The sequence below is a fragment of the Paenibacillus sp. FSL R5-0912 genome (genome assembly GCF_000758605.1).
In the GTDB taxonomy this organism is placed as follows: domain Bacteria; phylum Bacillota; class Bacilli; order Paenibacillales; family Paenibacillaceae; genus Paenibacillus_AQ.
Genome location: NZ_CP009282.1, coordinates 2,664,454 through 2,677,726 on the forward strand (window position 1 = coordinate 2,664,454; position 13,273 = coordinate 2,677,726).

Consider the following 13,273-nt stretch of genomic DNA (forward strand, 5'->3'; position numbering starts at 1 on the left):
AAAAGCGGTCATCACTCTACTCATGGCGCTGCTGGGCATCGTGTTTCTGCTCCCTTTTATATGGATGCTGTCCGCTTCGCTCAAGCCTGAGGCCGATGTGTTCAAATATCCGATCGAATGGATTCCGCAAACCTTACGGGCATCGTTCAACTACCACTCTGTGTGGTTTGGCAAAGCGAACTTTACCCTGTATTATTGGAACTCCATCAAAGTCACAGCACTCACGACACTCCTGTCCGTAGCCGTCTCCAGTATGGCCGCTTACGGCTTCACCAAAATCCGCTTCCCGGGCAGAAACGCATTATTTGTGGTGGTGCTTGCCACTTACATGATCCCTGCGGAAGCCACGCTGGTGCCGCTGTTCATCATGTTCCGCTCCATCGGCCTGTATGACACGCATCTGGGCCTGATTCTGCTGGGCGGGTTCAGCGTACTGGGAACCTTCCTGCTCCGCCAGTTTTTCGCCTCACTCTCGAATGAATACATCGAATCCGGGAAGATAGACGGAGCGGGCCATATCCGCATTTTCCTCTCCATTCTGTTTCCGCTGGTCCGGCCGGCGATTGCCACTTATGCCATTCTGCGGTTTATCTGGACCTGGAATGATTTTCAGACGCCGCTGGTCTTCCTGAACAGCAAGACGCTCTATACCCTTCAGCTTGGCATGAATGCCTTCGCCGACCGTAACGGCGCATTCTACTCCCTTATCATGGCGGCTTCCGTCTCGGCAATTGTGCCGTTGCTGGTAGTGTTCATCCTCGGCCAGAAGCAGGTCATCGAAGGTATTTCCTTGGGGGGGGTGAAGGGGTGAAGGCTGGCAAGTTCCCGGAAGTTGCATAACCGGATGTGGGTGGATCGGACGTGACGGTCAGTGAGTGTACGGGCTGAACAAAAGAAAGCAACAGAATGCGAAAGGATCGTAGGGGGAATTTGGAACTGAAGGAGCGCTAGCGACCGCCTGAAAGCTTTCCTATGGAAAGCTCACTTCGGAAGCATCAGCAGTCACCGGATTTCTACCGCGAAGAGCGGTTTAAATGAAGAAATCTGGGGGCGGGCAGCGGCCGGAAGTCCAAAATGTTCTCCGTAGTGACGCTTAGCATTAAGTGAACAGACTGGTTCAGCAAATACACATCGATAAGGAACAGCTGCCGGACAAGCTTCATAGGCAGGGAGAACTCACATTAGAAGGGGTGTTATTCATGAAAAAGAATGGTTTCGCGTTGATATGGATCACCGTACTCCTTGTAGCCCTGGCGGGCTGCGGCAATTCGAACAACACTAATAATGCATCTCCCACTAATAGCAGTACTGCTGCACCTGAGGCGGCTGAGAGTGCCGCACCATCCGCAGAGCCTGTAACCATTAAGGTTGCCAACTGGTCACCTGCGGCGGATATGGAGCCTGTGCTGCAGGCTTATGAGGATTCCCATCCGGGAATTACACTGGAATACGTGGAGCTGGCTGACAACGGCGATTCCGTGGCCGGGATGAAGAAGCTGGATCTCCTCGTTGCTTCCGGCGAGAACCTGGACGTTGTGTTCATGCCGGGTGCAACCGACTACTCACAGCGTGCGGGACTCGGACTGCTTGCACCGCTGAATGACCTGATCAGCAAAGAAGGCATCACGTTGGCGGATGAATATACGATTGATCCTTCCGTAGACGGACAGGTGTATGCACTTCCAGATACCCTGGAGAATTATTTCGTCCTGCTGAACAAGGACAAGCTGGATGCGGCTGGACTGGCTGTGCCTACGGAATGGAGCTGGGATGACTATCTTGACTATTCCGCTAAGCTGACCAGTGGCAGCGGGCCGTCCAAGACCTTCGGCACTTATTTCCATACCTGGGCTATGTACTGGGAGCTGGCCATTATCAACCAGGAGAAGGACAACAACCTGGTCAATAACGGCATCGTAAATATTGACAGTGCGGGTATACGCCAATCCCTGGAGCTGCGCAGCAAGGCAGAGGAATCCGGAGTTGCCGTGCCGTATGCGGATACCATTTCCCAGAAGCTGGCTTACCGCTCGGAGTTCTTCACCGGACATGCCGCGATGATTGTGACCGGTAACTGGATGATTGGAGAAGCGGGCGGATCGGAGGAGTTCCCGGCTACGTTCACCACTGCGTTTGCACCGATGCCGTCCAATAGCGCGGGTCAGCCTGCCGGAGTCAGCATTGCCAACGGCAACTATGTGGGCATTCTGGAGAAATCGGAGCATCAGCAGGAGGCTTATGATTTCATCCGCTGGTATTCCACTGAGGGCGAGCAGATGCAGAATGTATACTCCGCATGGAAGAAGCAGGATGTGGATCAATACATCGCCGGGGTGAAGTCCTCTGCCATGAGCCCGGATATGATTGACGAAACCTCGCTGGCCTACGTAATCAAGAATGCCAAGCCGGCTCCGCTGAGTGTGCCACCGACGTATCAGGGCGAGCTGGAAACTGCTTTTACTAAAGAAACCGAGCTGTACATCCTGAAACAGCAGGACTTGGAGACTACAATCAGCAAAGCGCAAGCTGAACTGCAAAAGATTGTGGATGCCAATAAGTAAATAAGGGCGAATCGTCATATTTTGTCGAGATATTACTGGGAAATGAATTACTGGAGGCGGAAAGCTGATATGATAGAGGCAAAGAAAACGATAGTCTGATTGTGAAGGGGGATTGCCATTGCTGCCAAAAGGATGGAAACTCGGTTTTCGCAACAAGCTGCTCGTCGCTTCCTTGCTCTGTCTGCTGCTTCCCGCCTCCATTACCCTGTATATTTCCAATTCCTATACCGAGCACATCCTCCGTTCCCAGGTGGTTCAGAATGAACGCCGTTCGCTGGAGCAGGAGAGCATGTATATCTCGAACCTTCTCAGCAATCTGGTGCTGGTGTCGAATTACATTCAGTTCGATCCCGGGATCACGCTTATTCTCAAAGAAAATTGGCAGCGCAGTAAGCTGCACCAGCCGGATACAGCCAAAAATGTTCTGGAATTTACAGAGGTTACCGAGAAGCTGATTAGCGTTACCTCCATGATGGAAAAAACGTTTGTCACCGTGCTCACCTCGGATGGCCAATATTATTCAAACGATTCTTACGCCAAGCTGGATGTCGGCGCCCTGATGCTTCAGCCCTGGATGGAAAAAGCCCGGCAGCAGCCTGCCTTCGAGCTGTACTGGGCGGGTGTGCTGGATAACTATATCCCGACTAGAGCGGTTACCAGCCCTCAGGTGCTAACGATTGCCCGCAATCTGAAGCTGTCCTCCAATTCAACCTATGCCACAGTCATCATCAGTATCGCCGAGAGCCGGATCAGCCAGATCTTTAATGACAACCGTGAGGGCCAGGAGACGCTGCTGATCGGGCCTGACGGAACGGTAATAGCTTCCCGGGACAAGGCGCGGCTGGGTCAGCCTTTTGCACTCGCGCATGAACTGACGGGTACAGCCGATTCGCGGTTTATGGATTACCGGAATGAACAATATCTGCTCAGCAGTCTGGATATTCCCTACGGGAACTACCGGATTGTAAGTCTGTCGCCTTATCGTGAGGCGGTCAGCCAAATCAGTGCAACCCACCGCTGGAGTACAGCCGTGCAGATTATGTCTGGAGCTTTTTTCCTGCTGATCCTGGTTCTGCTGGTCCGTCAATTCACGAAGCCGGTGATCAAGCTGGACAGTGTGGCTGCCAGAGTGGAGCAGGGCGAGCTTGGCATCCGTTCCGGAGTCCGCGGGTATGACGAGATCGGGCGGCTTGGCAAGTCTTTTGACCATATGCTGGACCGGGTAGAGAAGATGATCATTCAGATTAAGGTCGAGCAGGCGCAGAAGCGCAAGGCTGAGCTTGCGATGCTGCAGTCGCAGATCAATCCGCATTTCCTGTTCAATATTCTTAATTCCATCCGCCTGCGCATTATGATGCGGGGAGATGAAGAGAATGCGGAGCTGCTGTTCTCGCTGTCCCGGCTGCTGCGGATGACTATTCAACAGCGTGATGAGTACACTACTCTGCATGATGAGCTGCATATTGTCAGGAGTTATGTGGAGCTGCTGAATTTCCGTCAGGCCGATGAAGTTACGCTGGATACAGACTGCACCTCGGAGAGCCTTGGGCTGAAAATCCCGCGCTTCCTGCTGCAGCCGGTTATCGAGAATGCTTACATTCACGGCCTGCGCCAGGAGAGTGGACGCATTCTGATCCGCACCTGGACCCAGGACACACGGCTGCTCATCGCGATTGAAGATAACGGCCGGGGCATGGATGAGGTGACCCTGAACCGGCTTCGGGCAGAGGTTGGCTCCGAGCCGCCGGAGCTGGAAACCATGCCGTCCAGCAGACTGGCTCATATCGGAATGTCGAACGTATACGAGCGTCTGTATCTGACCTATGGTTCAGCCTTCCAGGTTACCATTGACAGTATCCCCGGACAAGGGACAACCTTCCTGTTTGTGCTTCCTGAAGAAATTCCGGATCAAGGTTAGGAAAGGGAGAGTGGGAACGATGTATAGCGTGATGCTGGTGGATGATGATTATCCGGTACTGGACTTTCTCTCGGCAATGATTCCCTGGAACGAGCTTGGACTGACCCTTCATTCGGCCTGCAAAAATGGTCTGGTTGCCCTGGAGAAAGCGCAGGCCGGTATGCCGGATATTGTGATAACGGATATTGGAATGCCCTATATGGACGGCATTGAGCTGATCCGCGAGCTGAAGCTGATGAACGAAGACTTACGCGTTGTGGTGCTGTCATGTATGGATGATTTCACGTATGCACAGCAGGCGGTGAAGCTGATGGTGAGCGATTACATTCTCAAGGAGATGATGAGCCGCGAGCTGATTACCGGGCTGCTGCAGGAGATTGGCGATGATCTGCGCCGCAGGGACGCGGAGAGAGCCCAGACATTGAAGTGGAAAAGCATGGCGGAGAACCAAAAGGTGCTGCTGAAGCAGAGTGTGCTGCGGCGGATTGCCGCCCGGGAGCTGCCGGACACCGAATGGCTTCCGGATGCCGCCGAGCTGGGGATTGTACCCGATTTGACAGCGAATGTAGCCGTCCTATGCCGGGTCAGCGGCAGTACCGGGGAGCCGGTCCGGGATGATCTTGCGCTCATGGCACTGGTGGAATCCGCCGCCGAAGCGGTGCTTCAGGATGGAACGGCCGCAGTATGTCTGCCTTACAGCGGACGGGACTGCGTGCTGGTCTTCACCGGAGGGATGGGCAATGGCGCAAGTGCCGGCCATATCTCCATGCTCGGCAAGCTGCGTTCCGCGGTTCAGAGCATGCCGGGGGTAGGGGCTTCTTTTCAATATCTGTGTATTCCGCCCGGCAGCGGGCATTTCCGTGAAGGGATTATAACGCTGTTAACGCAAGGGCGGGAGAATGCCTTTTATCTGAAGCCGGGCGAGCTTACCGGGCTGAAGGAGCTCCAGCCGTTCACCGGTGAGGATCTGTTCCTGCATTACACCGAAGCCTCCCGGGAGATCCGCGAAGCCTTCCTGGAGGAATCGGCCGGGCGGTTAGAGGAATTGCTGTCCAAATGGATGGACTATATCCGGTTGAAGCGCTTTGCTCCACGCCAGGTCAAGGAATGGATGCTCAAACTGCTCTACGATAACCAGATGCGGCTGATGGCCCGTCAACAGTTCCAGTCGACCTTCTCCCTGGAGATGCTGCATGACACTATCACTGCCATTGAGCATATCGACAGTCTGGAAGAGTGGTCCCTGCAATTCTTCTATGAACGTCTGCCGGTGATCCGTGAGATGTACCAGGAGACCCGGCGGGATGAGATCAAGAAGGTGAAGCAGTATGTGGACCGCCATCTGAACCGTAAAATTACGCTGGAGGAGGTCGCCGAATACACTCATTTGAATTCGAGCTATTTCAGCCGCCTGTTCAAGAAAGAAACCGGGATGAGCTTCATCCACTATGTTACCCACACCAAGATGGAGCATGCCAAAGAGCTGCTGGACCAGTCTCCGCAGAGTGTGGAGCAGGTCGCTGAGCAGCTGGGCTACGAGAACAAAAGCTATTTCACCAAGCTGTTCAAGCTGCATACAGGCCTTACCCCGGGTGAATTCCGGGGCGAAGAAGGGACAAGGAACGGACAACCACAAGGGACAGGGAGGCACTACTCATGCTGAAAGTGACACCAATCCATACCGAAATGGCAGGTTCCATGCTGGTGCGTGTATTTGAGAACCGGCGGATGCTCGGAGAGGCGGCCGGACGTGAAGCTGCGGCTGCAATCCGCGCCTTGCTGGCTTCCAAGACTACGGTCAGAATGATCTTCGCCGCCGCACCTTCCCAGAATGAATTCCTTGCCGAGCTTGCTGAAGCGCCGGATCTGGACTGGAGCCGGATTACGGCGTTCCATATGGACGAATATCTCGGTCTCCCGGAAGGCTCGCCGCAGAGCTTCGGCAGCTTCCTCCGGGAAGCGCTGTTCGACAAGGTGAAGCCGGGCAGGGTTCATTATATTAATCCTGCCGCTGACCTTGAAGCTGAATGTGAGCGATATGGCAGGCTGCTGGCGGAAGCTCCTATAGATATTGTCTGCCTCGGCATTGGGGAGAACGGCCATCTGGCCTTCAATGACCCGCCGGTGGCGGATTTCCATGATCCCCGGCTGGTCAAAGCGGTCACTCTCGATGCCGCCTGCCGCACCCAGCAGGTGAATGACGGATGCTTCGCCAGTCTGGAGGAGGTTCCGCAGCAGGCACTGACCCTGACGATCCCTGTATTGCTGTCCGCCAAGTGGCTGTTCTGTATGGTTCCGGGCCCGACGAAGCGTGGTGCAGTTACCCGTACACTGCATGAATCTGTCTCCACGGCCTGTCCGTCCACAATCCTGCGCAGCCACGGGGATTGCCGGCTGTTTGTGGACACGGATTCCTTCGGAGCGGTTGTGCGATGATTGTGGATGCGCTGCATTACCGTACAGGCGAGCCGGTCCGGATTCGTCTGGAGGGCAGCATCATTGCGGGAATTGAACCGCTGGACGGACCTCTTGCGCTGCCGCCGGACGAGCTGCTGGAGCTGCCGGTAGCCGCGCCCGGCCTGGTAGACCTGCAGATCAACGGCTTCGGCGGCCATGACTTTAATCATCCCGTGCTGACCGCGGAGGCTGTCAAGGAAGCAATCCGCGCCTTGTGGACCGAAGGCATAACCACCTGCTATCCGACCGTGATCACCGGTGCTCCATATACGATTCACGGCGCAATGCGGGCAATTGCCCGGGCCTGCGAAGAGGATGCCGCCGCCGCTGCCACGATTGGCGGCATCCATCTGGAGGGGCCGTTCCTCTCGCCCGAAGACGGACCTCGAGGAGCGCATAGTCTGGAGCATATCCGCCCACCGAGTACAGCCCTGTTCGACCAGTGGCAGGAAGCGGCAGGCGGGCGGATCTCCATCGTGACGATGTCCCCGGAGTGGGAGGGGAGTGCGGAATTCATCCGCCACTGCGTGCGGCAGGGCGTGACGGTCTCTATAGGGCACACCTCGGCAAGCACGTCACAGATCTCGGAGGCGGCCGCTGCCGGAGCGCGGCTGTCCACGCATCTCGGCAATGGGGCGCATGCCGTGCTGCCGCGCCATCCGAATTATCTGTGGGCCCAGCTCGCGGAAGAAGAGCTGTGGTGCACTTTAATCGCCGATGGCTTCCACCTCCCGGATGAGGTGCTGAAGGTGGCGATGAAGGTCAAGGGCAGCCGGGCGCTGCTGATCAGCGATGCCGTTGCCCTCGCCGGCCTGCCGCCCGGCAGCTACGACACGCCGGTCGGCGGCCGCGTCGTGCTGACCCCGGAGGGCCGGCTGCATCTCGCCGGCCAGCCCGGGCTGCTGGCCGGTTCGGCGCAGCTGCTGCTGCGCCACATCGCGCGCCTTAGCGCCGCGGGCCTGGCCGACCTGCCGGACGCCTGGGACATGGCGTCCGTGCACCCGGCAGGCTTCATGGCCCTGCCGGAGGCAGCGGGCCTGGCCGCCGGCGCGCCGGCGGATATTGCGCTGCTCCAGCGGGGCAGCGGGGGGCTGGCGCTGGCGGCGCTCTGCAAAGCCGGCGAATGGGTGTACCGCCGGGGATGATGTCCGGCGGTAGCTATTCGCCGGGAGTTGCTGCGGGGTGCTGCGCCCGCTCCCCGGCACGAGTACCTGTACCCGCGATTGCATCTGTCACCTACATCTGCATCCGCACTTGCACCCTCATCCACATTCTCAACTATGCCCCCGCAACTTTTTGCCTGAGACAGGTTCATGCTATAATAGTGCGGAACACACTCCTTAGATGCAGAGGTGATTAGAAAGTGGGATATAAGGCAGGCCAGCTATTTGTTAATTTGCCGGTGAGTCATCTGCAGGATTCGATCAACTTTTTTACCGCACTCGGATTTGAGTTCAACCCGCAGTACACGGATGAGAACGCAACATGCATGATTATTAATGACAACACGTTTGCCATGCTGCTGACCAAGGAATTCTTTAACACCTTCACTTCGAAATCGGTTGTGGATACTGCCGGACACACGGAGGTCATTCTCGCCTTCTCCGCAGCAAGCAGGGCAGAGGTGGACGAGCTTGTGCATAAGGCACTTGGGGCCGGCGGCAAACCGTTCAATGATCCTGTCGACCACGGCTTTATGTACAATTGGAGCTTTCAGGATATCGACGGACATCTGTGGGAAGTCATGTATATGGATGAGAACGCGCAATAGCATAGTGCTGCATGAGGACAGGCTTCCGGATGCGGGGGCTTGTTTTTGTTTGTTTATAGAGGAATCTTCTGAGGGTTGCAGTGATGCTATTATGGTATGCGGTATGCGGTATGCTTAAGTGCACTTTGTACAACTAAATCGTCTGATTTATAACCAATTATTCGTTTAGTTGTATTCCGTGCAATTAAATTGCCACATATAGATGGTTTTCTCCGCTTATGGCAGATATAGTTGTACAGAATACAGTTATAAGAGGCAAGCCTGCCTTTTCGCGGTTTTTAGTTGTACAGTGTACAACTATGCTGTAAGTTTCCAGTTGAAGCTGAATCCGAATACATAAATTGCTGCATGAAATGAACTCACTTCATTAGTTCTGTGATTGTACCAAGCCGGGCGTTGTAAAAAAGCTGAGGCGTAACTGAAAGACAGATTCCTGGTGGTGTTCTGGAGCGAATGGCCGTCAGTGTGGCAGGACCGTCAGCCCATCAGATGTCGATCAGTAGGGGAATGCGGACTGAGAAGACGCTATTTTGCCAAAAACACTGCTTTGTGCTCCCATACGGACTGAGATTCCGCTAACTTGTTCATTGAAGCCCGAAATGAGGTGTGGACGGACATATAAGCGATTCTGAGTCCGCTTGACCCGCAAAACCGCCTGTTTTGCTCAAATAGCGGATTCTCAGTCCTATTCACGATCGTATACGCTCGTGAAGCTATTCATCCCCCGTCAAGTCCCGGCCAGCACCCCCGAGTCCCGCCAAGTCCTGCTAAGTCCCGCCCAGCTCCCGCCGTGTCCCGCCCAGCCCCCCAAGCCCCGCCGAGTCCTGCTAAGTCCCGCCCAGCTCCCGCCGTGTCCCGCCCAGCCCCCCAAGCCCCGCCGAGTCCTGCCAAGTCCCGCCCAACTCCCGCCGAGTCCCTCCCAGCTCCCGCCCAGCCCCGCCGAGTCCCCGCCAATCCCCATCAACTCCTCCTAAAATACTCCCCCAACAACTTCTCCGAATACAATTAGTACATCAGGACTTCACTTAATACTCCAGCAGGCGCCCGTTATCATGCCATTGGCCGTACATTGTATTGGCTCTGGTGTTTACGATGAATTTATCCAGTCTGCGCTGAAACACTTCTGGCTGATGGATATAGCTTTGTATGGTATCGATCCGCACCCGCCGGTAGAGCGCCGGAAAGGTCATGAAGTTCTCATACACCTGCGGTTCCTCCTTCAGCTTCTCTTCGATAACCTTGTCTATTCTAAAAGAGCGGATATCCATATCAGGAAGGACCCGCCGTCCTTCCTCACGCATCAAGCCCAGCTTCTCAAGGCGGCGGACACGCTCTTTGTTAAGCTCAGTCCATGAACTCCGTCTGCTGCGGGGAGAGAGCCTCTGCACCAGCTTTGCTTCAGCGTTCACCTTCTTCACCCCATCGATCCAGCCGAAGCACAAAGCTTCTTCAACGGCGTCCAGGTACAGCAGCGTACCCGGGACTGGCTTCATAGTCGCTTCAACCCAACAAAAGGGTTCAGCCGTGCTGTTCACCAGCAGCCAGTTCCGCAACTCTTCCCTTGATGTAGCCGCAATCCAATTTTCTGTGCTCATAGTTACTGTACACTCCCTTCTGTCAAATATATAGCCCGAACAGGAGTCTGCACGGACGTTTTACGTGAATGGCACTTAGTAGGGCGGGAAGACTCCCGCTCAAGTACTGACTGTAGTTTCTCCTAGACCGGTTTGTACAATTATAACGAGCTGTCCCAGCAAAATATACAACCTTCCGCTAGGCGTAACCCGCTTGAGAATGGTAGAGCTCTTCATTGATTGCACTTTCTACAACAGATTCTGCGTTATCCTGCGCTAAAACCAGTTCTGATGTATTTCATACAATTGATTTCCAGCTACCTGCCCAAATTCACCTATTCCATAGAATTCTATTGTACAAAGTGCTACAGATTCTATTTTTCGGCGGATTTTTGAGCGATCTGTTGTACGAAGTGCAATATACAATAGATTTCAACCTACCCCTCACAAGAAGACCAGGCAGCTTGCTTAAAGGTGAATCAGTGGTGGAGAACCGGTCGTGGTTCGTTGAAGTAATCCTGAACGAAATACAACATTCCCCCCATCAAAACCGACCCTGATCGAAAATTGTTGCACAAAAGTCATCAATCTTCCTCCACCAAGTGGCTAAACGGGGAAATTGTTGTATCGCGTACAAGAATCCTTACGGTTACCCCAGTAACTATGAATTAATGTTGCAAAACGTACAACAACATCGGCTTTTTAACAGTTAGCTGTCAGAATTCCCCCACTTCTCTAAGTGGCGGGATGAATGTCAGCGGTCTTTCTCATAGACAAATACAACCTAAAATATTACAATAAAACCATTCAGTAGTATTATGAAATAGGTTGTGATATCCGTGGAATTAGACACAAATAATCATTCAGTATTCTCTCTTCATTATCATCTTGTGCTAGTCGTGAAGTACCGCAGAAAAGTAATAGACGATGACATTTCGAATCGGTTACAAGAGATATTTGAGTCTATTCAGCCTAATTACAATATCACCCTGCAGGAATGGAAGCATGACAAGGATCATGTTCACATTCTAATGAAAGCTCACCCCAATAGCGATATTTCTAAATTTCTGAACGCTTATAAGAGTGCATCCTCCCGTCTAATTAAGAAAGAATTTCCTGTAATTCGTCAACAGCTGTGGAAGGAATATTTCTGGTCCAGAAGTTATTGTCTACTGACGATTGGCGGTGCGCCGATTGAAGTCATCCGGAAGTACATCGAATCTCAAGGTCAGAAATGAGGTGGGCAGGTGTTAAAGGCTTATAAGTATCGAATCCATCCCACCTATGAGCAAGAGCAGTACTTCACTAAAGTATTCGGCGCTGTTCGCTTCATCTACAATCGAATGCTTGCAGATAAGCTTGAACATTACAAGCAAACGGAAACGATGCTCCAAACGACACCTGCGCCCTACAAAAAGGATTTTGCCTGGCTGAAAGAAGTGGATAGTCTAGCCTTAGCCAATGCCCAGCTTCACTTAGAGAAGGCTTATCAGAATTTCTTCCGTGAACCGAACGCGGGATTTCCAAAATTCAAGAGCAAGAAGAAGAATAGCCATAGCTTCACAACCAATAACCAGAAGGGAACCATTGCCATTACAGAGGGAAGGATCAAAATTCCCAAACTAAAAACGAAAATCAAAATCAAGCTGCACCGTCCATTCGAGGGACGTATTCAATCATGCACCATTTCCAAAACACCCACGGGAAAATATTACGCTTCCGTATTGGTGGAAACGGATATCATCCCATTGCCCCCACTCGAGACGAAGATCGGTGTGGATCTGGGGTTGAAAGACTTTGCGATTCCTTCACATGGCGAAATCATACCGAATCCGAAGTACTTGCGGAAGTCTGAACAACGATTAGCCAAGCTGCAAAAGGACTTGTCACGAAAGAAGAAAGGGAGCCGTAACCGGTATAAAGCAAGGCTGAAGGTCGCCAGACTGCATGAAAAAATAGCGAATCAACGGAAAGACTTTTTGCACAAAACGTCCACCCAAATGATAAACGAAAACCAAGTGATCGTGATGGAGGACTTGCGTGTAAAGAACATGATGCAGAATCATAAGTTAGCCAAAGCCATATCCGAAGTGTCTTGGAGCCTGTTCAGAGACATGCTGACCTACAAAGCGAAATGGTACGGCAGAGAATTAATCATTGCTCCCAAACACTTTGCAAGCAGTCAATTGTGTTCCTGCTGTGGCTACAAAAATGCAGAAGTCAAGAACCTAGCCGTACGGGAGTGGTCCTGCCCTGCCTGTCATACGGAACATGACAGAGACCGGAATGCGGCACTGAATCTTCTACAACTAGCCATGTAAATGGCCCTTAGCGGGTTAGGAACTAGCCTATAAGCTTGGGTAAACTTGGAGCAGTAGCTCTATTGACCAAGAAGCACCCACCTCTTAGGTGGTGTGTAGTTCACCTCATCGCTACAAGAATTATACTGACAATCAGCCCGGACAGGAAAAAGTAGCTCCCGCTAACCAGTCCGTAGACCAGCGGCCGGGGAATATTGGGGTTAATCCCGGTATTCACGGTTGTGGCCGCCAATAACCCTGCTCCGACAATTCCGCCAAAGAGGAGAGCATCGGCAAGGGTTTCAATATCGAACGCATAGAACAGTACCGCCATCGCCACTGTTGTTACCAGTCCGCATACCAAGGGACCCAAGATGAACCGGAGCGCCGGTTTTTCTTTGGAAGGAGAAGGATTCGTATGTTGCTTCGTATGTTGCTTCGTATGATTAACATTCCTTCCATTTCCCGCTGAAACGATACCGTCCTCCTTAAGGACGGCAACGCCGTTTTCACTTGGTGCATTCTCTTTTCCCAGAGCGTAGGCATAGGCATTGCCCCAGACCACAGTGAACCATAGGCCTCCCACCAAAGACAACGCCAGCGTCCCGAGCACAACAGCCAACCAATTGATTTCCTGAATTACATTAAACATAATATCCTCCTCGTGTGGTTAAGTCTGCTTACATCATAAA

At 53.0% G+C, this 13,273-nt stretch carries 11 protein-coding genes; 9 read left to right on the plus strand and 2 right to left on the minus strand.

Features of this window, described 5'->3' with window-relative positions:
* The first annotated feature begins 22 nt into the window (after window positions 1–22).
* The 7 genes from R50912_RS11130 (at window position 23) to R50912_RS11160 (ending at window position 8,707) form a co-directional block, all read left to right on the plus strand.
* Window positions 23–811: a carbohydrate ABC transporter permease gene (locus R50912_RS11130; protein WP_042242128.1), complete on the plus strand. Its 789-nt coding sequence runs from the start codon at window positions 23–25 to the stop codon at window positions 809–811.
* A 388-nt stretch (window positions 812–1,199) separates the two neighbouring features.
* Window positions 1,200–2,561, plus strand: a complete 1,362-nt coding sequence (locus R50912_RS11135; RefSeq protein WP_042234815.1) for an ABC transporter substrate-binding protein — start codon at window positions 1,200–1,202, stop codon at window positions 2,559–2,561.
* A gap of 118 nt (window positions 2,562–2,679) precedes the next feature.
* Window positions 2,680–4,479 carry a sensor histidine kinase gene (locus tag R50912_RS11140; RefSeq protein ID WP_042234817.1) on the plus strand — a complete coding sequence of 600 codons (1,800 nt, stop codon included), beginning with the start codon at window positions 2,680–2,682 and terminating at the stop codon, window positions 4,477–4,479.
* Window positions 4,480–4,498: 19 nt separating this feature from the next.
* Window positions 4,499–6,142 carry a response regulator transcription factor gene (locus R50912_RS11145; RefSeq protein ID WP_042234818.1) on the plus strand — a complete coding sequence of 548 codons (1,644 nt, stop codon included), beginning with the start codon at window positions 4,499–4,501 and terminating at the stop codon, window positions 6,140–6,142.
* Window positions 6,136–6,915: a glucosamine-6-phosphate deaminase gene (locus R50912_RS11150; RefSeq protein WP_042234820.1), complete on the plus strand. Its 780-nt coding sequence runs from the start codon at window positions 6,136–6,138 to the stop codon at window positions 6,913–6,915. The genes R50912_RS11145 and R50912_RS11150 overlap by 7 nt, the downstream gene beginning before the upstream one ends.
* Window positions 6,912–8,081 (plus strand): N-acetylglucosamine-6-phosphate deacetylase, encoded by a 1,170-nt coding sequence (locus R50912_RS11155; RefSeq protein ID WP_052416222.1) that lies wholly within the window; start codon window positions 6,912–6,914, stop codon window positions 8,079–8,081. Before R50912_RS11150 ends, R50912_RS11155 begins: the two co-directional genes overlap by 4 nt.
* 218 nt (window positions 8,082–8,299) lie before the next feature.
* Window positions 8,300–8,707: a VOC family protein gene (locus R50912_RS11160; protein WP_042234823.1), complete on the plus strand. Its 408-nt coding sequence runs from the start codon at window positions 8,300–8,302 to the stop codon at window positions 8,705–8,707.
* 1,025 nt (window positions 8,708–9,732) lie between these two features.
* Here the strand turns inward: R50912_RS11160 and R50912_RS11170 are convergent.
* On the minus strand, window positions 9,733–10,302 hold the full coding sequence (locus tag R50912_RS11170; RefSeq protein WP_042234828.1) for a YdeI/OmpD-associated family protein: 570 nt from the start codon (window positions 10,300–10,302) through the stop codon (window positions 9,733–9,735).
* Between the two features lie 818 nt (window positions 10,303–11,120).
* Here R50912_RS11170 and tnpA point away from each other — a divergent pair.
* The gene (gene tnpA / locus R50912_RS11175) at window positions 11,121–11,519 is read left to right on the plus strand and encodes an IS200/IS605 family transposase (protein ID WP_152679875.1); all 399 of its coding nucleotides are present in this window, start codon (window positions 11,121–11,123) and stop codon (window positions 11,517–11,519) included.
* Between the two features lie 9 nt (window positions 11,520–11,528).
* On the plus strand, window positions 11,529–12,602 hold the full coding sequence (gene tnpB / locus R50912_RS11180; RefSeq protein ID WP_042234831.1) for an IS200/IS605 family element RNA-guided endonuclease TnpB: 1,074 nt from the start codon (window positions 11,529–11,531) through the stop codon (window positions 12,600–12,602).
* A 100-nt stretch (window positions 12,603–12,702) separates the two neighbouring features.
* Here the strand turns inward: tnpB and R50912_RS33855 are convergent, their stop codons facing one another.
* A complete protein-coding gene (locus R50912_RS33855; protein WP_042234833.1) occupies window positions 12,703–13,233 on the minus strand; it encodes a DUF1761 domain-containing protein in 531 nt (176 codons plus the stop codon).
* Window positions 13,234–13,273: the final 40 nt, after the last annotated feature.